General features: G+C 65.9%; 23 protein-coding genes. 8 read left to right on the forward strand and 15 right to left on the reverse strand.

The window, feature by feature from the left end:
• Positions 1–78 precede the first annotated feature (78 nt).
• From AWB67_RS02295 to AWB67_RS02315, 5 genes are all read right to left on the reverse strand, one after another.
• The gene (locus AWB67_RS02295; RefSeq protein ID WP_087654626.1) at positions 79–447 is read right to left on the reverse strand and encodes a DUF427 domain-containing protein; all 369 of its coding nucleotides are present in this window, start codon (positions 445–447) and stop codon (positions 79–81) included.
• A gap of 204 nt (positions 448–651) precedes the next feature.
• Positions 652–1134 (reverse strand): hypothetical protein, encoded by a 483-nt coding sequence (locus tag AWB67_RS02300; RefSeq protein ID WP_087654627.1) that lies wholly within the window; start codon positions 1132–1134, stop codon positions 652–654.
• Between the two features lie 126 nt (positions 1135–1260).
• Positions 1261–2778, reverse strand: a complete 1518-nt coding sequence (locus AWB67_RS02305; protein WP_087654628.1) for a DegQ family serine endoprotease — start codon at positions 2776–2778, stop codon at positions 1261–1263.
• Between the two features lie 396 nt (positions 2779–3174).
• Positions 3175–4476 (reverse strand): ATP-binding protein, encoded by a 1302-nt coding sequence (locus AWB67_RS02310; protein ID WP_087654629.1) that lies wholly within the window; start codon positions 4474–4476, stop codon positions 3175–3177.
• Positions 4476–5138 carry a response regulator gene (locus AWB67_RS02315; protein WP_087654630.1) on the reverse strand — a complete coding sequence of 221 codons (663 nt, stop codon included), beginning with the start codon at positions 5136–5138 and terminating at the stop codon, positions 4476–4478. Before AWB67_RS02315 ends, AWB67_RS02310 begins: the two co-directional genes overlap by 1 nt.
• Positions 5139–5374: 236 nt before the next feature.
• Here AWB67_RS02315 and dacB point away from each other — a divergent pair, with 236 nt between their 5' ends.
• The gene (dacB, locus tag AWB67_RS02320) at positions 5375–6964 is read left to right on the forward strand and encodes a D-alanyl-D-alanine carboxypeptidase/D-alanyl-D-alanine endopeptidase (RefSeq protein WP_235025007.1); all 1590 of its coding nucleotides are present in this window, start codon (positions 5375–5377) and stop codon (positions 6962–6964) included.
• 382 nt (positions 6965–7346) lie between these two features.
• On the forward strand, positions 7347–8498 hold the full coding sequence (locus AWB67_RS02325) for an SGNH/GDSL hydrolase family protein (RefSeq protein ID WP_235025008.1): 1152 nt from the start codon (positions 7347–7349) through the stop codon (positions 8496–8498).
• Between the two features lie 257 nt (positions 8499–8755).
• On the opposite strand, the gene AWB67_RS02330 is transcribed toward AWB67_RS02325, so the two are convergent.
• The 9 genes from AWB67_RS02330 to AWB67_RS02370 form a co-directional block, all read right to left on the reverse strand.
• A complete protein-coding gene (locus AWB67_RS02330) occupies positions 8756–9778 on the reverse strand; it encodes an L-threonylcarbamoyladenylate synthase (RefSeq protein WP_087654632.1) in 1023 nt (340 codons plus the stop codon).
• Between the two features lie 10 nt (positions 9779–9788).
• Positions 9789–10976 (reverse strand): 5-(carboxyamino)imidazole ribonucleotide synthase, encoded by a 1188-nt coding sequence (locus tag AWB67_RS02335; protein ID WP_087654633.1) that lies wholly within the window; start codon positions 10974–10976, stop codon positions 9789–9791.
• Between the two features lie 48 nt (positions 10977–11024).
• Positions 11025–11543: a 5-(carboxyamino)imidazole ribonucleotide mutase gene (gene purE, locus AWB67_RS02340; protein ID WP_087654634.1), complete on the reverse strand. Its 519-nt coding sequence runs from the start codon at positions 11541–11543 to the stop codon at positions 11025–11027.
• 18 nt (positions 11544–11561) lie between these two features.
• Entirely contained in the window at positions 11562–12464 is a 903-nt protein-coding gene (locus tag AWB67_RS02345) for a phosphoribosylaminoimidazolesuccinocarboxamide synthase (RefSeq protein ID WP_087654807.1), read from the reverse strand.
• 145 nt (positions 12465–12609) lie between these two features.
• Positions 12610–13674, reverse strand: a complete 1065-nt coding sequence (gene fba / locus AWB67_RS02350) for a class II fructose-bisphosphate aldolase (RefSeq protein ID WP_087654635.1) — start codon at positions 13672–13674, stop codon at positions 12610–12612.
• 152 nt (positions 13675–13826) lie between these two features.
• Entirely contained in the window at positions 13827–15263 is a 1437-nt protein-coding gene (pyk, locus tag AWB67_RS02355; protein ID WP_087654808.1) for a pyruvate kinase, read from the reverse strand.
• A gap of 331 nt (positions 15264–15594) precedes the next feature.
• Positions 15595–16785: a phosphoglycerate kinase gene (locus tag AWB67_RS02360; protein WP_087654636.1), complete on the reverse strand. Its 1191-nt coding sequence runs from the start codon at positions 16783–16785 to the stop codon at positions 15595–15597.
• A gap of 461 nt (positions 16786–17246) precedes the next feature.
• Positions 17247–17570 (reverse strand): branched-chain amino acid transport AzlD family protein, encoded by a 324-nt coding sequence (locus AWB67_RS02365; protein ID WP_087654637.1) that lies wholly within the window; start codon positions 17568–17570, stop codon positions 17247–17249.
• Positions 17567–18331 carry an AzlC family ABC transporter permease gene (locus AWB67_RS02370; RefSeq protein WP_087654638.1) on the reverse strand — a complete coding sequence of 255 codons (765 nt, stop codon included), beginning with the start codon at positions 18329–18331 and terminating at the stop codon, positions 17567–17569. The genes AWB67_RS02365 and AWB67_RS02370 overlap by 4 nt, the downstream gene beginning before the upstream one ends.
• Positions 18332–18654: 323 nt before the next feature.
• On the opposite strand from AWB67_RS02370, the gene AWB67_RS02375 reads away from it, so the two are divergent.
• From AWB67_RS02375 to AWB67_RS02400, 6 genes are all read left to right on the forward strand, one after another.
• Complete coding sequence (locus AWB67_RS02375; RefSeq protein WP_087654639.1) at positions 18655–19575, forward strand: branched-chain amino acid transaminase; 921 nt, start codon at positions 18655–18657, stop codon at positions 19573–19575.
• 81 nt (positions 19576–19656) lie between these two features.
• A complete protein-coding gene (locus tag AWB67_RS02380) occupies positions 19657–19851 on the forward strand; it encodes a zinc-finger domain-containing protein (RefSeq protein WP_087643042.1) in 195 nt (64 codons plus the stop codon).
• Between the two features lie 142 nt (positions 19852–19993).
• Entirely contained in the window at positions 19994–21046 is a 1053-nt protein-coding gene (gene waaF / locus AWB67_RS02385) for a lipopolysaccharide heptosyltransferase II (protein ID WP_087654640.1), read from the forward strand.
• A 190-nt stretch (positions 21047–21236) separates the two neighbouring features.
• Complete coding sequence (locus tag AWB67_RS02390) at positions 21237–21683, forward strand: nuclear transport factor 2 family protein (protein WP_087654641.1); 447 nt, start codon at positions 21237–21239, stop codon at positions 21681–21683.
• 48 nt (positions 21684–21731) lie between these two features.
• Positions 21732–22808 (forward strand): hydrolase, encoded by a 1077-nt coding sequence (locus AWB67_RS02395; protein ID WP_087654642.1) that lies wholly within the window; start codon positions 21732–21734, stop codon positions 22806–22808.
• Entirely contained in the window at positions 22801–23367 is a 567-nt protein-coding gene (locus AWB67_RS02400) for a DUF2946 family protein (protein ID WP_087654643.1), read from the forward strand. The genes AWB67_RS02395 and AWB67_RS02400 overlap by 8 nt, the downstream gene beginning before the upstream one ends.
• 145 nt (positions 23368–23512) lie before the next feature.
• On the opposite strand, the gene AWB67_RS41700 is transcribed toward AWB67_RS02400, so the two are convergent.
• Positions 23513–25864, reverse strand: a complete 2352-nt coding sequence (locus AWB67_RS41700; RefSeq protein ID WP_235025009.1) for a M48 family metalloprotease — start codon at positions 25862–25864, stop codon at positions 23513–23515.
• Positions 25865–26052 lie beyond the last annotated feature (188 nt).

Here is a 26052-nt window from a genome sequence, read left to right on the forward strand (position 1 = left end):
AGACTGCACTCGTTACTCGTTCTGTGTTTTTTGCGGCGATGTTGCGTGCTAACTAAGTGCTTGGTAAGTGCGTGACGCTCAGGAAGTCACGTCGATCCGATCGACGCGCGATGCGTAAAACGCCAGATAACCCTTTATTTGCGAGGCGCCCTCGACGGGCTGTTCATAACTCCAGGCGGCGTTTTCGACCGGGCCGTCTTCGGTGAGCAAGTGGTAATAGGTGGCGTCGCCCTTGATCGGGCACCGCGACGTATGGATCGACCGTTCGAGGCGCGCCATGTTCACGTCGGCGCGAGGGAAATAGTACACGGGCGGCAAGCCGGTTTCGGCGACCACCAGCGACGCATGCGTGTCCGCGAAGGTCACGCCCTGATGGATCACCCGGCAGCGCCGGCCGTTCAGCGTAATCTCGATGCGATGCGCGGATTGATGCGTGTCGGTGTTCATCGATGCCCTCCCGGTTCGTCTGAGCTGGAAACGCAAAGGCTGCGCAAGGCGCATGCGCCAAGACTACAGCACAAAAAAAAGCCACGGGAAGCGTTTCCCGTGACTTCATTATGAGACAAATGGCGGCCGCCTTGTGGGTGCTTTCGCGCCTTGGCCCGATCGTTTCTTTCGGACGTCCTGGCGCGCCCGAGCGTTGCTAAAACGTCACTGAATATTCCAGTGGAAGGCGCTTTTCGACTTGCCCGGACCCTCGACGCTGACCGCGTGCTTCTGCTCCTGGTCCTTGTACTTCGCGAACACGGTGTACTTGCCCGGCGGCAGCTTGACGAGCATGTACGGGCCCATTGCCTCGGTATTGAGCAACTCAGCGTTCTTCCCGTCGAGGATGCGCACGTGCACGCCCGACAGATAGTCCGCCGTCGGCCCGGTGAAGCGCAGCGAAAGCGGCCAGTGCGACTGTTCGCGCTGCAGCGCCTTCGATTCGTCGAGCCCGACGCCGCCCGACGTATATGACACGCTGCCCTGCTGCTGGACTTGCGGCAAGCCGCCGCCGTTGGTGTTGCCGGCGCTGCTCATGTCGGTGGTATCGGTGCTCGATGCCTGCGCCCACGCGCCGCCTGCCGCGCCGAGCGCGAGCACGGCCGCCACTGCGGCGGCCGCATGTTTTCCTGTGGTCTTGATCGTCATTGTGGTCCGCTCCTTGTGTCCGCTCGTTCGCGGATACGGTCAACCTGAACACGCCCGATGCGCCGTCAAGACGCGATGGGGCCCGAGCGTTGGCGACAGCAACCTTCGTGCCCGATCAGCCCAGGTTTAGCCGAGATCGACTGGCACGAAAATCTGCGCATCGTCGCGCTGGATCAGGAGCGCGAGGCTGTCGCCGGCGTGAGACACCATCGCCTTCAGTTGCTGCACGCTCGAAACCGGCTGGCCGTTGACCGCGAGGATCACGTCGCCGGCCTGGATGCCCGCGTTCGCCGCCGCGCCGCTCGCCTGCTGCACGATCAAACCGCGCGAGAGCGAGCTGTCCTGCTTCTCTTCCGGCGACAGCGGCCGCACCGCGACGCCCAGGCGCGCGTCCTGCGCCGACGCGCCGCCGTCGTCGCCCTTCGCATTGGCGCTCGCGGTCTTCGCGTCGTTGAGCGCGCCGATCGTCACCGTCAGGTCCTTCGTGCCGCGGTCACGCCACACCTGCACCTTCGCCTGGCTGCCTGGCGGCAAGCCCGCGACCTGCGACGGCAGCGACGTCGAATCCGTCACCGGCAAGCCGTTAAGCGACATGATCACGTCGCCCGGTTGCAGACCCGCCTTCGCGGCCGGCCCGTTCGTCTCGACCGAACTCACGAGCGCGCCCTGCGGCGTCTTCATGCCGAACGAATTCGCGAGCGTCTGGTTGAGCCCCTGCACCGTCACGCCGAGGCGGCCGCGATCGACGTGACCCGTCTTCACGAGCGCGTCCTTCACCTTGATCGCCTCGTTGATCGGGATCGCGAAGGAGAGGCCCTGGAAGCCGCCTGTCTGCGAGTAGATCATCGAATTGATGCCGATCACTTCGCCTTGCAGGTTGAAGAGCGGCCCGCCCGAGTTGCCCGGGTTGACCGGCACGTCGGTCTGGATGAACGGCGTGTAGTTCTCGTTCGGCAGCGAGCGCGACTTCGCGCTGATGATGCCCGAGGTCACCGTGTTGTCGAAGCCGTAGGGCGAGCCGATCGCGACCACCCACTGGCCGACCTTGCTACCGTTCGGGTCGCCGATCTTGACGGTCGGCAGGTTCTTCGCGTCGATCTTGAGCACCGCGACGTCCGACTGCTTGTCGGCGCCGACGACCTTCGCGCGGTATTCGCGCTTGTCGGTGAGCTTGACGGTGACGACGTTCGCGCCATCGACGACGTGCGCGTTGGTCAGGATATAGCCGTCGTTGCTGACGATGAAACCCGAGCCGAGCCCTTCGCTCGGACGATCCTGTCCGCCGCCGTTGCCATTGCCGCCGCCGAAGCCGGGCATGCCGCCGAAGCGCTTGAAGAATTGATAGAACGGATCGTTCGGATCGATCGGCAGTTGCGACGCGCCGCTATTGCGCGACGACGTCTTGCTGACGACGTGCTTCGCGCTGATGTTCACGACCGCCGGGCCATACGTTTCGACGAGGCCCGAGAAATCGGGGATGCCGGTCTTGGCGGCGGCTTCGGCCGGCATCATCGCGACGGCGGCTTGCGCGGGCGCGATGACCTGCGGCGCCGGAACGTTGTTATGACCGGCCACATAGCCCGCCGACAACGCAATGGCGACAGCGGCTGCAACGGCGCTTCGGGTGAGGATCTTCGCTTTCATCGTGTGCTCCTGATCGTCCTGATCGTTCGATTTCTTGCTGGCTGGGATTCGCGCGGGCTGCGCTACGTTGAATCGAAGATTAAAGGGGTGGTCTTAAAGGAGTCTTAACGCGGCGAAGAGAGATGCGCTTTTCGATAGTGGCGTGCTTGAGACGGCGTTCCAGGGGCGTGCCGATGCGCTCCAAAAAAACGCAGCGTTCCTACGGGGACGGGCGAAGTTGGGAATGCGCTGGCGGCGGAGCGTTCGTTGCAGCAAGTCGATGGGTATCGGCGCGAGGTGGAACTCAGCGCGTCGGCAAGGCGGACGGCTACGCCGTGGGTACAGCGCTATCAAGCACAGGCGGCAACATGCATCTCGCGCCGGGCGGTGATTTTTCTGAGACCGCGCCTGTCGCTCTTAGAACCTCACCGTAACGAGCAGTCCGCCCGCCGACGATTCGCCGAGCGCCACCGCCGCGCCGTGCTGCGACGCGATGCGCCGCACGATCGCAAGCCCAAGCCCGCTTCCCGCGACATCCGTGCGCGCACGACTCGCGCCTTCACCCACGCGATAGAACCGGTCGAACACGCGCTCGCGTTCATCGGCGGCGATCCCCGGACCGCTATCGGCGATCCGCACGACGGGGCGCCCGTCCTCCACCTTCAGCGACACATCGACACGCCCGCCCTCCGGCGTGTATTTCGTCGCGTTATCGATGAGATTGTTGAGCATCACGCGCAGCGCCTCGGGATCGCCGTCGATCGTCGCGGAATCGCTCGTTTCGATGCCGAGATCGACGCCCCGCTGCTGCGCGAGCAGCACGCTCGAGCCGACGCATTCGTCCAGCAGCGCGTGCAAGTCGACGGGTTTCATCGGCGTCTTGCTGTCCGGCTCCGAACGTGCGAGCGCAAGTAGTTGCTCGGCCAGCCGCGTCGCGCGCGCGATGCCCGCGTGCAAATCCGCGAGTGCTTCCTTGCGGGCGCCGTCGTCGTGCGCGCGCGCGACGAGCTGCGCCTGGATCTGCACGGCGGCGAGCGGCGTGCGCAGTTCGTGGGCGGCATCGGCGACGAAGGCTTTTTGCGTATCGAGCGCCGTCGCGAGGCGGTCGAGCAGCGCGTTCAGCGCGTGCACGACCGGCTTCACCTCCTGCGGCAAACGGTTGTCGGGCAAGGGTTCGAGCGCTTCGGGATGCCGCGTGTCGAGCGCGCGGGTCACGCGCTGCAATGGCGCGAGCCCGCGTCCGACGATCACCCACACCGCGAGCCCGAGAAACGGCAGCAGCAACACGAGTGGCCACAGCGTGCGCCACGCGACGCCCGCCGCGAGCCGGTTGCGGATCGACAGCGGCTGCGCGAGTTGCACGACGTTATCGCCGACGATCGCGCTGTACACGCGCCAGATGCCGCGCGGCGTCGCTTCGGTGGAAAAGCCGAGTTCCGCGTGCGGCGCGAGCGGCACACGCGGATGCGAGTAGTACATCAGGACACCGTTGCGATTCCAGATCTGGATCACGACACCTTCGTCGCTCTCGCTGCGCGACGTGAGCACCGACGAAAACGGCTCCGACGGCAACGCGGCCGCGATCTGCTGCAACTGGTAATCGAAGAGTTCGTTGGCTTCGGCGAGCGCCTGCCGGTAGATCAGCCACCCCGCAAATCCCACGCCGACGATCACGAGCGAGAGCAGCCAGATGAGCAACTGGCGGCGAATCGAATGCATCAGGCGTCCTTCGCGACCATGTAGCCCAAGCCGCGCACGTTGCGGATCAAGTCGGCGCCCAGTTTCTTGCGCAGCGAGTGGATGTAGACCTCGACCGTATTGCTGCCGATTTCCTCGCCCCAGCCGTAGATTTTCTCTTCGAGCTGGCTTTTCGAGAGCACCGAGCCGGGCCGCGCCATCAGCGCTTCGAGCAGCGCAAATTCGCGCGCCGACAACGCGATCGGCGTGCCGTCGAGCGTCACCTGGTGGCCGACCGGATCGAGCGTCAGCGCGCCGTGCCGCACGAGCGACTCGCCGCGCCCTGCGTGGCGGCGGATCAGCGCGCGCATGCGGGCGCCGAGTTCGTCGAGATCGAAGGGCTTGACGAGGTAGTCGTCCGCGCCTGCATCGAGGCCTTTCACGCGATCGGCGACGGCATCGCGCGCCGTCACGATCAGCACCGGCAGCGCATTGCCGCGTGCGCGCAGGCTTTTCAGCACGTCGAGGCCGTCGCGCTTCGGCAGGCCGAGATCGAGCAGCATCAGGTCGTAAGGCTCGCCGCCGACGGCCGTCAGCGCCGCCTCGCCGTCCTGCACCCAGTCGACGGCGAAGCCATCGCTCTTTAGCGCCTTCCTCACGCCCTCGGCGATCATCCGATCATCTTCGACTAGCAGGATTCGCATTGCGTGCTCGTTTATCAGGAAATTCCGATGCATTTTAGCCGCGACGCATGCCGGGAGGATTAAGCGGGACTTAAGGGCAGTTGCCGGCAGGTTCGCGTCGCCGGCAACATACCGCAACGATTTCGCAAGGAAAGCTTGTCTACAATAGCCGCTTTGCCCGGACGTGCCGCACATCGCCGTGATCTGCGCTTCAGCCGCGCTCGTCCTTTCGCATCATTCGCATCGAAGAAGAATTCATGCCGCTCGTCTCGTTTTCCGCTTCATCCCGTTCGATTACCGCGCGCCTGTCGGCGGGCATGTTGACTATTGCGCTCGCCACCGGCCTGACTTTCGCCTGCGCATCCGCCGCCGTTGCGCGCGGCGGCGGCTCCAAAGCCGAATCGCACGCGCCGAAGTCGCATAGCGCCTTCAAAGGCAAACGCAGCGAACACATCACCGTGCCGTCGGGACCGCTGCCACCCACCGTCATGGCTGCCCTCGCGCGCGCCCACGTGCCGATCTCGTCGATGAGCGTGGTCGTGCAGCGCATCGGCGCGCCGACGCCGCTCCTCGCGATCAACGCGACCGAGCCGATGCTCCCCGCCTCGACGATGAAGCTCGTCACGACCTACGCCGGCCTGTCGCTGCTCGGCCCCGATTATCGCTGGAAAACGACTGCCTACGCCGACGGCCAGGTGGATACCCAAGGCGTGCTGCACGGCAATCTCTACATCCAGGGCACGGGCGACCCGAAGCTTGTGCCGGAAGAACTGATCGACCTCGTCGACCAGATCCGCCGCAACGGCATTACCAGCATCGACGGTGGGCTCGTCCTCGACAAGCGCTACTTCGACGCCGCGACGCGCGACCTCCCCTCCTTCGACAACGACGATTCCGCACCCTACAACGTCGGCCCCGATCCTTTGCTGTACGCGTTCAAGTCGCTGTCGTTCACGCTGACGCCGAATCCCGACGGCGGGGTGTCCATCGACGTGCTTCCTCAACTCGCGCAACTGCAGATCGACAACGAGTTGCACGTCACGCGCGGCGCGTGCGCGGGATCGCTGCCGGCGGCGTCGCCGAGCGTCTCGCAGACGGCGAGCGGCTTCGTGCAGGCGTCGTTCATCGGCGACTATCCGCTGCGCTGCGGCTCGCGCACGATCAACGTCGCGGCGCTCGACCACTCGACGTTCTTCGCTGGCGGCTTCCTCGCGCTCTGGAAGCAGACGGGCGGCACGTTCAGTGGAACGACCCGCGAAGGCGCGACTCCGTCGAGCGCGCGGCTCGTCGGCACGCACCGCAGCCCCGTGCTCTCCGACGTCGTGCGCGACATCAACAAGTTCAGCAACAACGTGATGGCGCGCAACCTGTTCCTCACGATCGGCGCGGCCACCGCGAAGCCGCCCGCGACGCCCGCAAAATCCGCGCAGGCGATCCAGCAGTTCCTGCACCGCAGCGCCCTACCGATGAACGGCCTCTCGCTCGACAACGGCTCCGGCCTCTCACGCGACGAAAAGATCAGCGCGCTCTCGCTCGCCGACCTTTTGCAGGCGGCCAATTCGAGTCCGGTCGCGCAGGTGTTCACGGAATCGCTGCCGATCGCGGGCGTCGACGGCACGATGCGCAACCGGCTCACCAACGCAGGCGCGCTCGGTAACGCGCACATCAAGACGGGCACCCTGCGCGACGTGCGTGCGATCGCGGGCTATGTCGGCGCGCGGAACGGCGAGAGTTACGTCGTCGTGAGCTTCATCAACGATCCCCGCGCGGAAGCGGCGCGCGGCGCCCACGATGCGCTGCTCGAATGGGTCTACGAAGGCGCGCGCAAGGCGGGTGTGGCCGAATAGCACGGGCGTGCGCGTCCTGGAATAATCCTTCTACGAAGTAGCGAGCGCCGCCGCGCGCTCGCCGTGTACGCTGTCGGGCACGGCGGCACAGACCGCTTCTTTGGAGGGAGACAACCATGCAATTCGCCACCGGATTGCTTCTGCAACATCCAATCGCGCGTTTCAGCGCACCTTCATCGAACGACCGGCAACGCGCGACCTTCCTGGGCGACGCAGGAACGCCGTATGCGCTCTCACGGGGTCAGCGAAACACCTGATGAAGACGGGAAAGATTCGGTAAGCTGTCGCGACGCTGCATCCGCGGCGCACGACAACCGATAAACGCGGCGCACGACGCTGCGGCACTCACTACAAGATTCACCAAAAGATGGAGACGAGGTCGATGAGCAAGCACTACCTGACGCGCGGCAGCCTGCTGCGCCAAGCCCAATTCGTTACCGCGAGCGCAGCGCTCGCCCTGCTCGCCGCGTGCGGCGGCGGCTCGGACGACAACAATTCGACGCCCCCGGGCGGCGTCAAGCTGCAAGTCGTATCGTTCGGCGACAGCCTGTCGGACGTCGGCACGTATTCGCCGGTCGCGGCCAAGAACTTCGGCGGCGGCCGCTTCACCACGAACCCCGGCCAGATCTGGACGCAGAACATCGCGCAATACTACGGCGACACGCTCACGCCCGCGGCGACCGGCGGCTTTGGCGTGCCGCTCGCGCCGGCAACCGGTCTCGGCTATGCGCAGGGTGGCTCGCGCGTCAAACTGCAGCCGGGTCTCGGCCACGCGGCGGCGAACGTGCCGAACTCGGACTACGCGCAGGCGACGACGATCCCCATCAACGATCAGGTGTCGAACTACATCGCCGCGCACGGCACCTTCAACGGCGGACAGCTCGTGATCATCGGCGGCGGCGGCAACGACATTCTCTACAACCTCGGCGTGGCGCAAGCCGCCGCAGCGGCGGCAGCGGCCGGACAGATCACGCCGGCGGCGGCGCTCGCAGCCGCAACGGCCGCGCAGCAGGCCATCGGCCAGGCCGCGCTCGATCTGGCGGCCGTCATCGGGCGGGTGGTGCAGGCGGGCGCGACGCACGTCGTGGTGTCGAACGTGCCGAACATCGGCGCGGCGCCGCAGGGCGTCATGAGCGCGGACAAGGGCGCGGCGCTGACAAAGGCATCGCAGGGATTCAACCTCGCGCTGCAAACGGCGCTGACGCAAACCGGGCTGATCTCGAAGGTGATCTACGTCGACGCCTATGCCGCCGTCGATAACGTGACCGCGAACTATCAGGCTCTCGGCTTCACGGTGTCGAACACGGGCACGGCGTGTAATCTGCAGGCGATGATCGCGGCAGCGACCAAGTCGGGGCAGGCGAATCCGTCGGCGTTCGGTACTTCGCTGTTCTGCTCGCCGGAAACGCTGACCGTCGCGGGCGCGGACCAGACGTACATGTACGCGGATACCGTCCATCCGACGACGCATCTCCACGCGCTCTACGCGCAGACCGCCGAGCAGGCGATCGCGAAGTCGGGCCTCGGCAAGTAATTTGCGGTTAGTGGTGGCTCTTTGAAGGCAAAACGCCCGGTCTCGCGACCGGGCGTTTTTATTTGTGCTGGCTGCGCGCAGCCCGATTCAGGGGCGGCGCAGCTTTCGGAACCTGCTACTCGCTTGCCGGTCGAGCGGTTTGCGAGCGGTTTGCGAGCGGTTTGCGAGCGGTTTGCGAGCGGTTTGCGAGCGGTTTGCGTGCGGCCCGCGTGCGACACGACGCAAAGACGTGTCCGCCCCCCTCTAAAATGCGCGATTTACTCCTGCGCCTCGAACGCCGCCGCCGCGCGCCCGAGCCGATCATTCACCGCGATCCACTCGATCGATTCCGGCAGCTTCTCGATCAAAATCCGCTCGACGTTCGCCCTATCCAGCGCGCGCAGCAGGCCGTACAGATCGCGCGCGTAGCTCTGCGGATCTTCCGGCGCGGCGATGAAATGCACGTTCGGCTCGCTCGCCCAATCGCCTGCGCTCGACTTCCGCGCAACCAGCGCAATCTTCCTCTCACCGCCTTCACCATGCGCGGCGAGCAGCGGCGTGATTGCATCGAACGGCAAGAGCGCGAGCGGCGTGCGCGGCGCGTAGTGCGCCTTCAGCGTACCGGAAGCACGCGGCGCGGTCGCATCCGAGCCGTCAGGCAGACGCGGCGCGACGCCAAGCACATCGGCAATCGCCTGCGGGCTCACATGCCCCGGGCGCAACAACGCAGGAAAGCCACGCGACAAATCCAGAATCGTCGATTCGATACCGACGTCCGCCGCGCCGCCGTCCAGCACGTGAACCGCGCTGCCGAACTCGTCGCGCACGTGCTGGGCGGTAGTCGGGCTGACGTGCCCGAAACGGTTCGCCGAAGGCCCCGCCACGCCGCCGTGTCCGCCGCGCCGCGCGCTGAACGCGGTCAGCAGCGACTGCGCGACCGGATGCGACGGACAGCGGATGCCGACAGAATCCTGTCCGCCGCTCACCGCCGCAGGAATATGCGGCGCGCGCTTCAGGATCAGCGTCAAAGGCCCGGGCCAGAATGCGTCGATCAGCTTGACGGCGTCAGCAGAAAGCGCCCTCACCCAGTAAGCCGGATCACCCGCGGGCGCCAGATGCACGATCACCGGATGATTCGCCGGCCGCCCTTTCGCCGCATAGATGCGGGCGATGGCCTTGGGATTCTCGGCATCGCCGCCGAGCCCGTAGACCGTCTCGGTCGGAAACGCGACGAGTTCGCCCGCGTCGAGCAGCGCCGCCGCTTCGTCGATCTGCGCGGCGCTCGGATAGATGATGCTCATCGGCGCCCGCTCAATCGAGCGTGATGTGCAGCATGCGCGCGCAATCGCGCGCCGCTGTGCGGGCTTCTTCGAGCGTCGGCGCCGTGAAGTTGATGTGCCCCATCTTGCGCCCGGCGCGCGCCTCTTCCTTGCCGTACAGATGCAGCCGTGCCGCCGGCATCGCGGCGACTTCGGGCCACGGCGGCGTGCGCGACTTGTTGCCGTTGAACCAGACGTCGCCGAGCAGGTTCAGCATCGCCGCCGGGGAATGCTGGCGCGTGTCGCCGAGCGGCATGCCGGTCATCGCGCGGACCTGCTGCTCGAACTGGCTCGTGGCGCACGCATCGACCGTGTAGTGTCCCGAGTTGTGCGGACGCGGCGCCATTTCGTTGGCGATCAGCGTGCCGTCCTCGAGAATGAAGAACTCGACGCACAGCACGCCGATATAGCCCAGCTTCGCGGCGATCGTGAGCGCGGCGTCCTGCGCCTGCGCGACGAGCGCGGCCGGCGCGTCCGGCGCGGGCACGACGGTTTTCGCGAGGATGCCGTTCATGTGCGTGTTCTGCGCGAGCGGGAAGACGGCGGACTTGCCGTCGCCGCCGCGCGCAATCAGCACCGACACTTCGAATTTGAGCGGCATGCGTTTTTCGAGCACGCAAGACACGCCGGACAGCGACGCATACGCCGTACGCACCTCATCGACGTTGCGCACGCCGACCTGGCCCTTGCCGTCGTAGCCGAGACGCGCCGTCTTGAGGATGCCGGGCAGCACGGCGGCGATCTTCTCGTCGGGCAGCGCGGCGAGCGCTTCCGGCGAGTCGATCACGACGTGCGGCGCGACCGGCACGCCCGCGTCGCAGATGAAGCGCTTCTCGGCCACGCGGTCCTGCGCGATCGCCACGCACGCCGCCGCCGGGCTCACGAACGTGCAGTTCGCGAGGAATTCGAGGCTCGCGGCCGGCACGTTCTCGAATTCCGTCGATACCGCCGCGCACAGCCGGCCGAGCTCGGTGAGCGCGGCTTTGTCGTCGTAGGCGGCGCGGATGTGGCGGTCGGCGACGGCGCCCGCCGGGCTCGTCTCGTCCGGATCGAGGACGGCGACGCGATAGCCCATCGACTGCGCGGCGAAACAGAACATGCGGCCGAGCTGGCCGCCACCGACCATGCCGAGCCAGGCGCCGGGCAGGATGGGTGAAACCGGAGAGTTGTGTGGGTTCATCTTGGTCTGGTCAGGGCCGCTCGCGCGGCTGGGGATGCTTGGGGCGAATCAAAGCGGCGGCAGGACCATCGCGTGCGCTGCTTCGTTCTGGCGCACGCGAAACGCGGCAAGGCGCTCGGCGTACTCTTCGTTCGTGCCGCTCAACAGGGATACCGCGAAAAGCGCCGCGTTCGCCGCGCCCGCCTCGCCGATCGCGAACGTCGCGACCGGCACGCCCTTGGGCATCTGCACGATCGAATGCAGCGAATCGACGCCCTTCAGGTACTTGCTCGCCACCGGCACGCCGAGCACCGGCACGGTCGTTTTCGCGGCGAGCATGCCCGGCAGATGCGCCGCGCCGCCCGCGCCCGCGATGATCGCGCGCAGGCCGCGACCGCGCGCGGTTTCGGCGTAGTCGAACATTTCGTCCGGCATGCGATGCGCCGAGACGACCTTCGCCTCGTACGGCACGCCGAATTCCTGCAGGATCGCGACCGCGTTCTTCATCACGTCCCAGTCGGAACTGGAGCCCATCAGCACGCCGATCAACGGCGCGTCGTGCTTGTGTGCGGTCTGTACGTCGCTCATCTATGTGTCCCGGTCAGGTTAAACGAGCGATTGCCCGGTCAGGCGTTGCAGCGCCTCTTCGTACTTTTCCGCCGTCTTGGCGATCACGTCGTCCGGCAGCTTCGGCGCGGGCGGTTCCTTCTTCCATGGCTGCGTTTCGAGCCAGTCGCGCACGAACTGCTTGTCGAACGACGGCGGGTTCGTGCCGACCTGATAACCGTCGGCGGGCCAGAAACGCGACGAATCGGCGGTCAGCACTTCGTCCATCAGATACAGCTCGCCGCGATTGTCGAGCCCGAACTCGAACTTCGTATCCGCGATGATGATGCCGCGCGTCGCCGCGTATTCGGCCGCTTCCTTGTACAGCCTGATGGAAATGTCGCGGATCGTCGCCGAGAGTTCGGTGCCGATGCGGCGTTCCATCTCATCGTAGGCGATGTTTTCGTCGTGATGGCCCATTTCGGCCTTCGCGGCGGGCGTGAAGATCGGCTCGGGCAGCTTTTGCGCGTTTTGCAGGCCCGGCGGCAGCTCGACGCCGCACACCGCGCCCGTCGCCTGATAGTCCTTCCAGCCGCTGCCCGCGAGATAGCCGCGCACCACAGCCTCGACGAGAATCGGCTCCAGGCGCTTCACCACGACCGCGCGCCCTTTCACCTGCTCGGCTTCATCGGCCGCGACGACGGTCGCCGGATCGATGCCGGTGTTGTGGTTCGGCACGATGTGCGAAAGCTTCGCGAACCAGAAATCGGCCATCTGGTTGAGTACACGGCCCTTGTTCGGAATCGGTTCGCCCATGATCACGTCGAAGGCGGAGAGGCGATCGGTCGTGACGATCAGGAGCTTGTCCTGGCCGACGGCGTAGTTGTCACGGACCTTGCCGCGTCCGAGCAGCGGCAACGATTTGATCGTGGATTCGAGAAGTGTGGAACGCGCAGTAGACATCGTGATCGACCAGAAAAAATGCCGCAAAAATAAAAGCCAAACGCCGTTCCCCGGAAAGGCAGGAACGGCGGCGGGTCAAAAATCGAATAAAACTCAAACGGGCTCCGTGACGGAACCCGTTGATTTTACTCGCTCAATCTCAAAATCATTTGACGATCTGTGCCAGTTCGCCGGACTTGTACTTCTCGGCGATCTTGTCGAGCGGGATCGGCTTGATCTTGCCGGCCTGTCCTTCGCAGCCGAATTGCATGTAGCGCTCGAGGCAGATCTTCTTCGCCGCCTCGCGCGCGGGCTTCAGGTAGTCGCGCGGATCGAACTTCGTCGGGTTTTCCACGAAGTAGCGGCGGATGGCGGCGGTGATCGCCAGGCGCAGATCGGTGTCGATGTTCACCTTGCGCACGCCGTGCTTGATGCCTTCCTGGATTTCCTCGACCGGCACGCCGTAGGTTTCCTTCATGTCGCCACCGAATTCGCGGATGTCGGCGAGCAGATTCTGCGGCACCGACGACGAGCCGTGCATCACGAGGTGCGTATTCGGGATGCGCTGGTGGATTTCCTTGATGCGCTGGATCGCGAGGATGTCGCCCGTGGGCTTCTTCGTGAACTTGTAAGCGCCGTGCGAGGTGCCGATCGCGATGGCGAGCGCGTCGCACTGCGTCTGTTTCACGAAGTCGGCCGCTTGCTCGACGTCGGTCAGGAGCTGCTCGCGCGTCATCGTGCCTTCGGCGCCGTGGCCGTCTTCCTTGTCGCCCTTCATGGTTTCCAGCGAGCCGAGCACGCCCAGTTCCGCTTCCACCGTGACGCCGATCGAATGCGCCATTTCCACGACCTTGCGCGACACATCGACGTTGTATTCATACGATGCCACCGACTTGCCGTCCGCTTCGAGCGAGCCGTCCATCATCACGCTGGTGAAACCGCTCCTGATCGCCGCCATGCAGACCGCCGGCGACTGGCCGTGATCCTGGTGCATCACGACCGGAATATGCGGATACGACTCGACCGCCGCTTCGATCAGATGGCGCAGGAACGCTTCGCCCGCGTACTTCCGCGCACCCGCCGACGCCTGCATGATGACCGGCGCGTTCACTTCGTTCGCGGCCGCCATGATGGCCTGCACCTGCTCCAGATTGTTCACGTTGAATGCCGGGAGGCCGTAGCCGTTTTCGGCTGCGTGATCCAGCAACTGACGCATTGATACGAGAGGCATTACTGATACTCCGTGAATGAAACCGTGGCCGGGCGTGCGGCCTCATTTTTTAAGATTTTAGCGAAAAGGAGGCACCATTTCGGTGCGTTTCCTGCTTTTCACGTCGCCATCGGCGTTCACGGGGTGCGCCCGCGAACGCCGCACATCCTTCGTCAGAACGCCTCGCCGACGCGCACGATCTTCAGCGTATTCGTGCCGCCCGCCTGCCCCATCGGCTCGCCGACGGTCAGCACGACCATGTCGCCGCGCGCCGCGTAACCCTTGCTCACCACCACTTCCAGCGCCTGATGCAGCGCCGTGTCGCGGTCGGTGCTGGTGTCGAGGTGCAGCGACGTCACGTTGCGATAGAGCGCCATCGTCCGCTCGCTGCCGACGCGCGGCGTGAGCGCGAAGATCGGCACGTGCGTCCAGTGGCGCGACATCCAGAGCGCCGTCGCGCCCGATTCAGTCAACGCGACGATCGCCTTTGCGCCCAGGTGATAGGCCGTGAAGAGCGCGCCCATCGCGATCGACTGGTCGATGCGCGTGAACGTGCGGTCGAGGAAATCCTTGTCGAGCTGGGAATCTTCAGACTTCTCCGCTTCGACGCAGATCGCCGCCATCGTCTCGATGGTCGTCACCGGGTATTTGCCGGCGGCGGTTTCGGCGGAGAGCATCACGGCGTCGGTGCCGTCGAGCACGGCGTTCGCCACGTCCGACACTTCCGCGCGCGTCGGCACGGGCGCGTGGATCATCGATTCCATCATCTGCGTGGCCGTGATCACGAGCTTGTTCGACTCGCGCGCCATGCGGATCATGCGCTTTTGCAGCGCCGGAACCGCCGCGTTACCGACTTCCACGGCCAGATCGCCGCGCGCGACCATGATGCCGTCCGACGCGTCGAGGATGCCCTGCAGCGCCGGAATGGCTTCCGCGCGCTCGATCTTCGCGATCATCTTCGGCTTGATGCCGTACGGCTGGCCCGCGATGTTCGCCAGTTGACGCGCCATTTCCATGTCGGTAGCGTTCTTCGGGAAGGACACGGCGACGAAATCCGCGCCGAGCGACATCGCCGTCTTGATGTCCTCCATATCCTTTTCGGTCAGCGCCGGGGCCGTCAGGCCGCCGCCCTGGCGGTTGATGCCCTTGTTGTTCGACAGCTCGCCGCCGACCTTGACCGTCGTGTGAATCTCCTCGCCGATCACGCGCACGACGTCGAGGACGATCAGGCCGTCGTTGAGGAGCAGCACGTCGCCGGGGCGCAGGTCGCGCGGCAGGTCTTTGTAGTCGAGGCCGCAGCGGTCGTTGTTGCCGAGCTGGCAGTTGGCGTCGAGGATGAACGGATTGCCCGCGACGAGCAACGTCTTGCCGTTCTCGAACTTGCCGACGCGAATCTTCGGGCCCTGCAGGTCGGCCATCAGCGCGACTTCGCGGCCGACCTTGCGCGCCGCCTCGCGGACCCATTCGGCGCGCTGGCGGTGATCGTCGGCGGTGCCGTGCGAGAAGTTGAAGCGGACGACGTCGAGTCCCGCCTGCATCATCTGGAGCAGGATTTCGGGGCTGCTCGATGCCGGGCCGATCGTGGCCACAATCTTGGTAGCGCGATGCATGTCATTCCTCGTCTGGGTGGAGTCGCCTGGAAAGGCGCTGCGAGCATGTTGCGCGGCGGGCGAAGTATTGCTCTCCGTACGCAATTGCGCGCCGGATCGGGCCGGCGTCGCTTTCTGGGTGTTCTGTAACGCCTCGCCGTTCGTGCCGCCGATCAGCACCGCCGATGCGTTGGCGAGCGCGGCGGCGTCCGGCGTTTCGGGTGGTCCGACGGTTTCGGCGGCCTGTTCCGAGCCTTCCGGCGCGGTGACGGCGTCGTTGCCGGTCTCGTCCTGTGCGCGCCCGGCCTCTGGCGCGCCCTTCTTCTCCGGCCTGGTTCGAGCGATCAAGCGCTCAAGCCCGCGACTCGAGCACTTCGACCGCCGGCAGCGTCTTGCCTTCCAGGAATTCCAGGAACGCGCCGCCGCCGGTGGAGATGTAGCTGATCTTGTCGTGGATGTTGTATTTCGCGATGGCCGCGAGCGTGTCGCCGCCGCCCGCGATCGAGAACGCCGACGAATTCGCGATCGCGTCCGCGAGCGTCTTCGTGCCGTTGCCGAACTGGTCGAATTCGAACACGCCGACCGGCCCGTTCCACACTATCGTGCCCGCTTTTTCCAGTTGCGCCGCCAGCGCCTTGGCGGTGTCCGGGCCGATATCGAGGATCAGGTCGTCGTCGGTGACCTGATCGACGGATTTCGTTTCCGCCTTCGCCGTCGCCGCGAACTCCTTCGCCGTCACGACATCCGACGGAATCGGCACCGACGCACCGCGCGCACGGGCTTCAGCGATGATCGCCTTCGCTTCGTCGACGAGATCGGCTTCCGCGAGCGACTTGCCGATCTTCAGGTCCGACGCCAGCATGAACGTATTCGCGATCCCGCCGCCGACGATCAGCTGATCCACCTTCGACGCCAGCGATTTCAGGATGGTGAGCTTCGTCGACACCTTCGACCCCGCGACGATCGCGACCAGCGGACGCTTCGGGTTGCCGAGCGCCTTGCCGAGCGCGTCGAGTTCGGCGGCGAGCAGCGGCCCCGCGCACGCGATGGGCGCGTACTTCGCGATGCCGTTCGTCGTGGCTTCGGCGCGATGCGCGGTGCCGAACGCGTCGTTCACGTAGATGTCGCAGAGCTTCGCGAGCTTTTGCGCGAGCGCGTCGTCGTTCTTCTTCTCGCCCTTGTTGCAGCGGCAGTTTTCGAGCAGCACGACGTTGCCCGGCTGCACGTCCACGCCATCGGCCCAGTCGGCGACCAGCGGCACATCGCGGCCAAGCAGTTCCGACAGGCGCTTTGCGACCGGCGCGAGCGAGTCTTCCGGCTTGAACTGGCCTTCGGTAGGACGGCCGAGGTGCGACGTGACCATCACGGCGGCGCCGGCGGCGAGCGCGTCACGGATGGCCGGAACCGACGCGCGCACGCGGGTGTCTTCGGTGATGTTGCCCTGGTCGTCCTGCGGAACGTTGAGGTCGGCGCGGATGAAAACGCGCTTGCCTGAGACTTTGCCTTCGGCGATCAAATCGGTGAAACGCAGTACTTTCGTCATGGGAGTCAACGTGTTTAGAGAAGCGGTTCGGGCGAAGAAAAGACCGGCTTGGCGGCCGGCCGGGGCATCAGGTCCGCGCGGCGCCGGTCGGAGCCGCGCCGGGGTAGCGGCTCGACTCGTCGGCTTTCATCGGCTGGAGACGCCGGGCGGAAGCATGTTTCGGACTGATTCGCGCGCGGCGTCGTTGAAAAGAAGCGCTCGACACTACGCGGGCATTGCATGCAAGGGATGCGGGGAAGGTTGCCGGCCTGCCGCGGCGTGATCGGAGAGACGATCGTGCCGCGAGTGGTGAAGCTGTTGCGCAGTGACTGCCGGAAACTCGTTCGACCTCATTCGATGCGACAGCAAGGCCGACATTTTAACCGATACGCATGACGCTCCAACGCGCGCAATCCATGATGGCGCGTATTTGAGATGCAGCGCCCGCGTTGCGTGGTATGACGCGGCGCAGCAATAGGGAGTCAGGTCCCGAGCCGTAGAGCCGTGAAGATCAGCATCCCGACGACGATCGTGCCGAGCATGCTGCGGCGCCACAAATACCAGGCGAGCCCGGCCAGCGACGCATACAGCGCGTGATTGCCGAGGCCGATCGAAATGCCGTGCGGCGTCTCGACGAGATCCGGCACGACGACGGCGGCGAGCGCGGCGGCAGGCGCGTAGCGCAGCGCGCGCTGCACGCGATCGGGCAGGATCATGCGTTCGCCGCCGATCAGGAAGAGCGCGCGGGTGATCAGCGTGACGAGTCCCATGCCGGCGATCGCGAGCCAGATTTGCAGGGTGCTCATCGGGCGTTCCGGGTGGTGTCGCGCTGCCTTTCCGGCGCTGGCGCGGTCTTTCGCACCGCCCGTCCGATGATCACGTCCGCGCACGCTCCCGCCGCGAGCGCGGCGAACACCGCGAGCGGCAGGCCGAGCCGGTACGGCAAATCGAACGCCAGCAACGCGACGACGCTCGCGACGGCGACCGCCGCCAGCGTCGAGCGGGTCGCGATCGCGGAGACGATCAGCGGGATCAGCGCGAGCGTGCCGGCCAGTTCCAGGCCCCAGTCGTCGGGGAAAAGGCTTGCGAGCAGAATCCCCGCAATCGACGAAACCTGCCACGACGACCAGCTCGTCACCGCCAGTCCCCAGAAGAACGCCTCCTTGCCGGGCTGGAAACCGGTCGGGGAATTACACTTGGCGAACATCAGCCAGATGATGTCGCCGTTGAAATAGCCGAGTACGAGCCGCCGCCACAGCGGCAAATAGGCGAAGTGCGGCGCGAGACCGGCGCTGAAGATCACGAAGCGCAGATTGACCATCGCGGCGGTCAGGAGGATCGTCCAGAGCGGCAGCTTGGCGGCGAAGAGCGGCAAGACGGCCAGTTGCGACGACCCTGCGTACACCGCGAGCGACATGCCGAGCGCCTGCGGGACGCTCAAAACGGACTTCGTCATCGCGATGCCGGTGACGAGGCCCCAGGAAAACGTCGCCAGAACGGCGGGGGAAAACGTATGGATGCCGTCGAGGAACGCGCGGCGATTCGTGTCGGACAGCCGGTCGAGCATGGATGAGGAGCGAGCCATCGCGCGGCCGGGCCGGTTGCGCGAGGAATCGGTTTGAAGTGGGGTCGCCGTGGCGAAAGGCGGATTATAGCTTCGGGACAGCATGAAAACGCCTGCCAGAACCCGCGCCGATCGCTCGAACCCGCCCGTTCTGCACTGAAAAGACGCTAAAATGACGGTCTTTCGCCGCCTTCCGGGCAGCCCGCGCGGGGCACGAAGTGGTGTCTGTAAAGCACCGCCGCCGCGCCTTGAACATGCCTGGACGCCTGCTTCGAAGCCCGCCCCGCAATACTGACCCGGAACACGCAACTCGCTAGGAGAATTGTATGTCAATGGCCGACCGCGACGGCAAGATCTGGATGGATGGCAAGCTGATCGAATGGCGCGACGCCAACATCCACGTGCTGACTCACACGCTGCACTACGGGATGGGCGTCTTCGAAGGCGTACGCGCCTACAAGACGGCGAGCGGCACCGCCATCTTCCGCCTGAAGGAGCACACCAAGCGCCTGTTCAACTCGGCGAAGATCTTCCAAATGGATATCCCGTTCGACCGCGACACCCTCGAAGCCGCGCAACTCGAAGTCGTGCGCGCGAACAATCTCGAATCCTGCTACATCCGCCCGATCATCTGGGTCGGCTCGGAAAAGCTCGGCGTCTCGGCGAAGGGGAACACGATCCACGTCGCGATCGCCGCGTGGCCGTGGGGCGCCTATCTCGGCGACGACGGCCTGGCCAAGGGCATCCGCGTGAAGACGTCGTCGTTCACGCGGCATCACGTGAATGTGTCGATGGTGCGCGCGAAGGCGTCCGGCTGGTACGTGAACTCGATCCTCGCGAACCAGGAAGCCATCGCCGACGGCTACGACGAAGCGCTTCTGCTCGACGTCGACGGCTACGTGTCCGAAGGCTCCGGCGAGAACTTCTTCCTCGTGAACAACGGCAAGCTGTACACGCCGGACCTGGCGTCGTGCCTCGACGGCATCACGCGCGACACCATCCTCACGCTCGCGCGCGACTTCGGCATCCCGGTGATCGAAAAACGCATCACCCGCGACGAGGTCTACACCTGCGACGAAGCGTTCTTCACCGGCACGGCCGCCGAAGTCACGCCGATCCGCGAGCTCGACAACCGCACCATCGGCGACGGCGCGCGCGGCCCGATCACGGAGAAGCTGCAAAGCGCGTTCTTCGACGTCGTCGGCGGCAAGAACGAGAAGTACGCGAGCTGGCTCGCGAAGGTTTGATTGCGGCGCGGGCGCTGTGGCCGGAAGGCCGGGCGTCCGCGCTTCGTCCCCACGAAACGCACGAAACACAAGAGACTGACGATGAGCGACCTGAAGGAAATGCCGCTGGTGGAACTGACGGCCAAGGACTTGCCCGCTTTCTGCCCGAACCCGTCGATGCCGCGCTGGAGCACACATCCGCGCGTCTTTCTCGACATCACGCATGGCGAAGCGCGCTGCCCGTACTGCGGCACGCGCTACAAGCTGAAAGCCGGCGAAGTGGTCAAGGGCCATTGATCCGGCCTTTTGCGTCGACCGGGCGCTCTTCCCCCGAATGCGCCCGCTGTTCGCCGTTTCGCCTCGGCGATCCCCAACACATGACATCGACATCTCGCGCAACTGACGCGGAATGCGTTTTTTGAACGGAAAAATTACACAGATGCGCCGCGCGCTGGTTATTGCACCGAACTGGATCGGTGACGCATTGATGGCGCAGCCGCTCTTTTCGCTGCTGAGGAAGTTGCATCCGCGCATCGTCATCGATGCCGTCGCGCCCGCCTGGGTCGCGCCCGTGCTCGAACGGATGCCGGAAATCCACGATGTCTACGCCACCGATCTCGCCCACGGCAAGCTGCAGATGCTGCGCCGCTGGCAACTCGCGAGCGATCTGCGCGAGCTCGGCTACGACGCCGCCTACGTGCTGCCGAATTCGCTGAAATCGGCGCTGATCCCGTGGATGGCGAAGATTCCGCTGCGCATCGGCTACACCGGCGAGAGCCGCTACGGCCTGCTCAACGTGCGGCACGCGAATCCGGGCAAGAAGGAGCGCCCGCCGATGGTTGGCCAGTACGCCGCCCTCGCCTACGCGCCCGGCGCGAAGCTTCCGTTCTCGCAGGACGGCCGCGAAGGCACCACGCCGTTCCCCGTGCCGCGCCTCGACGCCGATCCGAACGAAGCCGCGCGCGTCTCGACCCGCTTCAACCTCGATAACCGCACGCCGCTCGTCGTGTTCTGCCCGGGCGCCGAGTACGGCCCGGCCAAGCGCTGGCCGCCCGAGCACTTCGCGGCGCTCGCGCAATTCATCGCGCAGTCGTTTCCATATGCCAGGATCGTCGCGCTCGGGTCGCCGAAAGATGCGCCGATCGCGCAGGCCATCGCCGATCGGGCGTCGAACGTGCGCAACCTGTGCGGCCAGACCTCGCTCGGCGAAGCGTGCGCGCTGATCTCGCGGGCGAGCGCCGTCGTCACCAACGATTCCGGCCTGATGCACGTCGCAGCGGCCCTGCGGCGGCCGCTCGTCGCGGTGTTCGGCTCGACCGACCCGCGCCACACGCCGCCCTTGTCCGATCTCGCAAAGGTACAATGGCTGCACCTCGAATGCAGTCCCTGCTTCGCCCGCGAATGTCCGCTGGGCCACCTGAACTGCCTGCGCGAACTGAGCGCCGAGCAGGTTTTCGGGGACTTGCGGGGCATGCTGCTCGCACATCGCTGAAAACGGGGCGGCAAGCGCGAAGAGTGAACGGCGGCCCTTGCCGTGTACGGCCGGCGTCCGGATCGCTCCTCCAGTGTGCGGATGCCGACACGCGAATGTCTCCGAACGGAGGCATGCTTTGACCAATGACCGATGCGTCACGCGCCGGCAGCACGGCGCGAGGTGCATCGAACGCAGAGACCCACGAGCCATGCCACGTTTTGCCCGCTTGTTCGAAGCCGCCGCCGACACCCTCAACGCCTATTACCAGGCCGTCGCGGAGGGCAACGTCGACAGCGTGATCACGCTCTGGATCGACGAGGAATTTGCTACCTGCATTTGCGCGAATGGCGCGCATCTGCATGGGCTGGAGGGAATCCGCGCGGGTCTCGCGAAGCAGTTCGAAGCGGCACCGGGGACCATCGAGCCGCTTGAAATTCGTGTCTACGACAGTCTTGGCACCGTCGTCTACGCGATTTCGGAGGCGCACAAACCGGCCGATCCGGCGGGCGTCACGCGGCTGATCTTCACGACGTATGTGATGGTCCACGAGCGCGGCGAGTGGCGAATCGCGCACATCCACGCGAGCGCGATGCCCGATGCCGCCGCCGGGCAGTTCGCGGCCAAGATGCGTCACGGGCAGGGGCCGTTGCACTGATGGACGCAGCACCGAAGCACTGAATAAGACGTTTGTCGGGGAGGGGCCATGAAGCGCGATCCATTGATTCAACGCGATCCATCGTTCGTGGACAGTGCGCCGTCCCGGGCGCCGGAAAGGGCGCTCGACGCCGCCGCCGATGCCATCGAATGGCTCTACCGCGCCCCGCGCTGGCTCCCGACGAGCCACGCGCAAACCATCGTCCCCGCACTTTTTGGCCGCAAACCGGCCGTCCAGTTTCGCCGCGAGCGGTGGAATACTCCGGACGGCGACTTCATCGATCTCGACTGGATCTCGAACGGTAACAGCGCCCCGCCGCCATCGACTGCGCCGCTTTTTGTGCTGTTCCACGGCCTCGAAGGCAGTTCCGACTCGCACTACGCCCGCGTGCTGATGGCCGAAGCGCAGGCGCGCGGCTGGCACGGCGTCGTGCCGCACTTTCGCAGTTGCAGCGGATCGCTCAACCTGCTGCCGCGCTTCTACCACCTCGCCGACAGCAACGAAGTCGACTGGATCTTGCGGCGGCTCGCGGCCACACACGGCGGGCCGGTCGTCGCGGCGGGCGTGTCGCTCGGCGGCAACGTGCTGCTGCGCTGGCTGTGCGAGCGCGAAGGCGATGCGTCGGTGATCGGCGCCGCGGCCGCGATCTCCGCGCCGCTCGACGTACACGCCGGCGGCCATGCGATCTCGCAGGGTTTCGGCATGGTGTACACGCGCAGTTTCCTGAAGTCGCTCAAGCGCAAGGGACTCGCGAAGCTCGCCCAATACCCCGGCCTCTTCGACCGCGACGCGATGCTCGCCGCCCGCACGCTCTACGAATTCGACAACATCGTAACCGCGCCGCTGCACGGCTTTCGCGACACTGACGACTACTGGACGAGCGCCACCACGCGTGGGCTCCTGTCGCGCATCGCGGTCCCGACGCTTGTCCTGAACGCCCGCAACGATCCGTTCCTGCCCGGCCGCGTGCTGCCGACAAAAGCGGAGGTATCGGCGGCGGTCACGCTCGATCAGCCCGATCACGGCGGCCACGTCGGCTTCATGACGGGGCCGTTCCCGGGGCGCATCGACTGGCTGTCGCAGCGCGTGTTCGGCTACCTGGAAACCTGTCTCGATCATGGATGACATCGTCAAACAGGCGCTCGCCAAATGGCCGAACGTCCCGCACTGCACCGGCTGGCTGCTGCTCGACCGCCGCGGACAATGGCGCATGCGCGACGAAAACGCCCAGGCCGCGGGCGAACTTGGCGACGTGATCCGGCATGAGGCGCTCATCGGCTTCGTCAATCGGAATTACGAAAGCGATGAGACGGGGCAGTGGTTTTTTCAGAACGGGCCGCAGCGGGTTTATGTCGAGCTGGGTTACACGCCCTGGATCGTGCGGTTGAGTTTTTTAAACGGTTCGCTCGCGCTGACCGATCACACCGGCGCGCCGTTCGAACCGACGCGCGCCTTTCTCGACGATGAAGGCGGGATGTTGTTCGCGGACGCATCGTCGCCGGCACGCATCGCCGCGCTGCATGACCACGATCTCGATTTGTTCGCGAACCATGCGACGTTCGGCGACGGGGACCCGGGGGTTTTTCACTGGCGTGATGGTGCTGACCTGTTGATCGAATCGATTCGACGTGGTGATGTGGCGGAACGGTTTGGGTTCGTCGCGAGTCCGGCTGCGGCTGGGTAGCTGCGGCTTCCGAAGGACTCTCGCCCGAGCGGCCTTCGCGTTCAGAGATGGTTGAAAGCTCGCGGTTTTGACTTCGCTTGCGCCTTTCTACCGCTGAATCGCAGAAAGCAACGCGCAGTTCTGTTGCGAGCGCGGTCGCTGCCCGCTAGCCGTTCTTTTCCAGTTCACGCTCTTCCCTGTAGCGCGCCTCGAAATCGCGCAAACGCGCTGAAATCGTCGATAGATCGTAGAAACTCGCGGTTTTTACGTCGCGCGCTTCCTTCAACTGGCGGATCGCGGACGGCCATGCGCCGTCGAGTGCGAATTTCTCCGCCATCGCCTGATGCTGCTGAAACGGATCGTTCAGCCCGACGCTCGATTGCGCCAGGTAGTACCACCAGTCGGGACGCGTCGGCTCGGCGCGTGTTTCTTCCTTCGCAAGCGCCTGCGCTTCGGCGAAGCGGCGCGCGGCAATCAGCGTCTGCAAGTGCATGTCGATCGCGGCGTGGGACTGCGGCCAGCGTTGTTGCGCTATTTCGGCGAGGCGGACCGCGTCGTCGCTGCGGCCAGCGCGGCGGGCGATGTCGGCGGCGAGGACGTCGAGGCTGGGGGAGCTGCGTGCTTGTTGCGATGACGAGATGTGCGGCGCGGCACTCGCGGCGGCAGGTGCGAGGTTCGGCGGCGCGGCGTTCGGTGGGCGGTGAGCCACGACCTCGATTGGTGACAAAGCGGGGAGATCGCGGGGGGCGGCTGCGGATTGCGACGCCGAGGTGGACGCGCCGGGCGCGGCGGCTGATTTGGGACTCGTAGCGGAACTACGAGCCGCGACGCTTGATTCGGAAACAGCCGCCGATCGGCGTAGCGGGGCATTGGATGCGGGGGTAGTGGCGAGATTGCTCGACGTCACGCTTGACCCAAGAACTGTGGCGAGACTGCCAGGCGCAGCGCCTGATTTGGGGATGGTGGCAACACTGCTTGGCGCGGCATCCGATCCGGGAACGGTCGCAAGACTGTTCGGCGTCGCGCCTGATCCGGGAGCAGCCGCAAGACCGCGCGGCGCAGCGTTCGATCCGGGAACCGTCGTCGCAAGACTGCTCGATGCGGCCGCAGAACCACGGGACACAGCCGCCGGCCGCGGCGCAATCGCAGATCCGCGCCCCGCCGCGCCCGCTTGCGCGCCGCGCTTCGCCGCCTTGTTCGGCGGCGCCTGATCTGCCACCCCTACCACCGGCTCCGACCTCTCCGCCTGCGCCGCCGCCACCACCGTGCTCGCCTGCTCGCCTTCAAACAACCGCCGCGCCTTCCCCAGCGCCTCACTAGCCGCCCCGTAATCCCCCATCAACGACTGCGCGAGCGCAATCCCATACCAATTCGCCGCCGCATTCAGCGCGGTCTGGTCCTCGATTTCCGACTTGAGCCGGCTCGCGATATCGCGATAGTCACTCGGCGAACTCACCTGCAGCACCCGTGCGCGCGCCCGCACGAACCCGTATTCCGCCGACTGCCGCGGCTGCCGGTACGGCACGCGCCGCGCGCGGTCCTCCATGTCGGCGATGCGCTCGCCCGTCAGCGGGTGCGTCCGCGCGTAGGGCGGCACGCCGTTGTCGCCCATCGTCGAGCGGTCGAGGCGATCGAAGAAAGCCGTCATCGCGTAGGGGTCGTAGCCGGCCGCGCTCAGCATCTGGAAGCCGACGCGGTCCGCCTCGTGCTCGGCAGCGCGCGAAAAGCGCAACTGGCTGTCGACGGCGAACGCCTGCCCGCCCATCGCGATGCCCATGCCGAGATCGCCGCTCCTCGTGGCGAGGCCCGCCAGCAGCCCGGCCAGCATCGCGGCGAGCGCGGCGTACGTGCTGCGCTCCTGCGCGCCGAGCATCCGCGCGATGTGCCGCTGCAAAACGTGCCCCATTTCATGCCCAACGACCGATGCCAGTTCCGACTCCGTCTGCGTCGCGGCGATCAGCCCCGTGTTCACACCGATGAACCCGCCCGGCATCGAGAACGCGTTGATCTGCGGATCGCGCACGGCGAAGAGATCGAAGTCCGGGGCGTAGCCGCCGAGATACTGCGTCACCGCCGCCGCCGACAGCTTCGACGACACTGAATTCAGGTAGTCGCGCACGAGCCAGTCGTCGAGATAGTCAGGGTCGCGGCGCAATTCGCGCATCAGGCGCTCGCCGAGACGGCGTTCGGCTTGGGGCGTGAGCGTGCCGCCCGAGCCGTCGCCGAGATCGGGGAGTTGAACGGCCGAGAGCGGCGCGCGCAGGCTGGCCGCGCCGCTCATCTCGCCTGGGCGGTTGGCGAAGCGACTTTCCGCGCCGCCGTAGACGCCGAAGACACCCTCTGCGACGTTCGCAGGGGCGGTGTTGGGTGGCGATGCGCGCAGGGCGTCGGCGGCTAACGTCGCGGTTTGGGTACGGGCGGTCGATGGCGTCGCGCTCGCGGGCGTCTGCCCGAGCGTCGCGGGCGGCACGGCGAGACTCAGGCACAGCACGGCGATCAGAAAACGATTCGGACGCATGGAGGACGGGGCGCGCAGGAGGACGGCGCGGGTATCGGGCTCGATCTTCGAAACGAGCTTATCGTATCAAGTGTTGGGGGGAATTCGGGTGCGAGGGTTTTTGCCTGGTTGGCGTCTGCTGGTGCTTCCGAGCGTGCCAGCGCCCGACGGTCCAAAACGCCGCGCGGGCAGGAATTCTCAACGCGCCG

The sequence above is a fragment of the Caballeronia terrestris genome (genome assembly GCF_001544515.1).
Classification (GTDB): Bacteria; Pseudomonadota; Gammaproteobacteria; order Burkholderiales; family Burkholderiaceae; genus Caballeronia; species Caballeronia terrestris.

Bases quoted from the DNA above. Each gene is read 5' to 3' on its own strand.
- AWB67_RS02295 (WP_087654626.1), bottom strand. From the start codon at position 447: ATGAACACCGACACGCATCAATCCGCGCATCGCATCGAGATTACGCTG.
- AWB67_RS02300 (WP_087654627.1), bottom strand. From the start codon at position 1,134: ATGACGATCAAGACCACAGGAAAACATGCGGCCGCCGCAGTGGCGGCC.
- AWB67_RS02305 (WP_087654628.1), bottom strand. From the start codon at position 2,778: ATGAAAGCGAAGATCCTCACCCGAAGCGCCGTTGCAGCCGCTGTCGCC.
- AWB67_RS02310 (WP_087654629.1), bottom strand. From the start codon at position 4,476: ATGCATTCGATTCGCCGCCAGTTGCTCATCTGGCTGCTCTCGCTCGTG.
- AWB67_RS02315 (WP_087654630.1), bottom strand. From the start codon at position 5,138: ATGCGAATCCTGCTAGTCGAAGATGATCGGATGATCGCCGAGGGCGTG.
- dacB (WP_235025007.1), top strand. From the start codon at position 5,375: ATGCCGCTCGTCTCGTTTTCCGCTTCATCCCGTTCGATTACCGCGCGC.
- AWB67_RS02325 (WP_235025008.1), top strand. From the start codon at position 7,347: ATGAGCAAGCACTACCTGACGCGCGGCAGCCTGCTGCGCCAAGCCCAA.
- AWB67_RS02330 (WP_087654632.1), bottom strand. From the start codon at position 9,778: ATGAGCATCATCTATCCGAGCGCCGCGCAGATCGACGAAGCGGCGGCG.
- AWB67_RS02335 (WP_087654633.1), bottom strand. From the start codon at position 10,976: ATGAACCCACACAACTCTCCGGTTTCACCCATCCTGCCCGGCGCCTGG.
- purE (WP_087654634.1), bottom strand. From the start codon at position 11,543: ATGAGCGACGTACAGACCGCACACAAGCACGACGCGCCGTTGATCGGC.
- AWB67_RS02345 (WP_087654807.1), bottom strand. From the start codon at position 12,464: ATGTCTACTGCGCGTTCCACACTTCTCGAATCCACGATCAAATCGTTG.
- fba (WP_087654635.1), bottom strand. From the start codon at position 13,674: ATGCCTCTCGTATCAATGCGTCAGTTGCTGGATCACGCAGCCGAAAAC.
- pyk (WP_087654808.1), bottom strand. From the start codon at position 15,263: ATGCATCGCGCTACCAAGATTGTGGCCACGATCGGCCCGGCATCGAGC.
- AWB67_RS02360 (WP_087654636.1), bottom strand. From the start codon at position 16,785: ATGACGAAAGTACTGCGTTTCACCGATTTGATCGCCGAAGGCAAAGTC.
- AWB67_RS02365 (WP_087654637.1), bottom strand. From the start codon at position 17,570: ATGAGCACCCTGCAAATCTGGCTCGCGATCGCCGGCATGGGACTCGTC.
- AWB67_RS02370 (WP_087654638.1), bottom strand. From the start codon at position 18,331: ATGCTCGACCGGCTGTCCGACACGAATCGCCGCGCGTTCCTCGACGGC.
- AWB67_RS02375 (WP_087654639.1), top strand. From the start codon at position 18,655: ATGTCAATGGCCGACCGCGACGGCAAGATCTGGATGGATGGCAAGCTG.
- AWB67_RS02380 (WP_087643042.1), top strand. From the start codon at position 19,657: ATGAGCGACCTGAAGGAAATGCCGCTGGTGGAACTGACGGCCAAGGAC.
- waaF (WP_087654640.1), top strand. From the start codon at position 19,994: ATGCGCCGCGCGCTGGTTATTGCACCGAACTGGATCGGTGACGCATTG.
- AWB67_RS02390 (WP_087654641.1), top strand. From the start codon at position 21,237: ATGCCACGTTTTGCCCGCTTGTTCGAAGCCGCCGCCGACACCCTCAAC.
- AWB67_RS02395 (WP_087654642.1), top strand. From the start codon at position 21,732: ATGAAGCGCGATCCATTGATTCAACGCGATCCATCGTTCGTGGACAGT.
- AWB67_RS02400 (WP_087654643.1), top strand. From the start codon at position 22,801: ATGGATGACATCGTCAAACAGGCGCTCGCCAAATGGCCGAACGTCCCG.
- AWB67_RS41700 (WP_235025009.1), bottom strand. From the start codon at position 25,864: ATGCGTCCGAATCGTTTTCTGATCGCCGTGCTGTGCCTGAGTCTCGCC.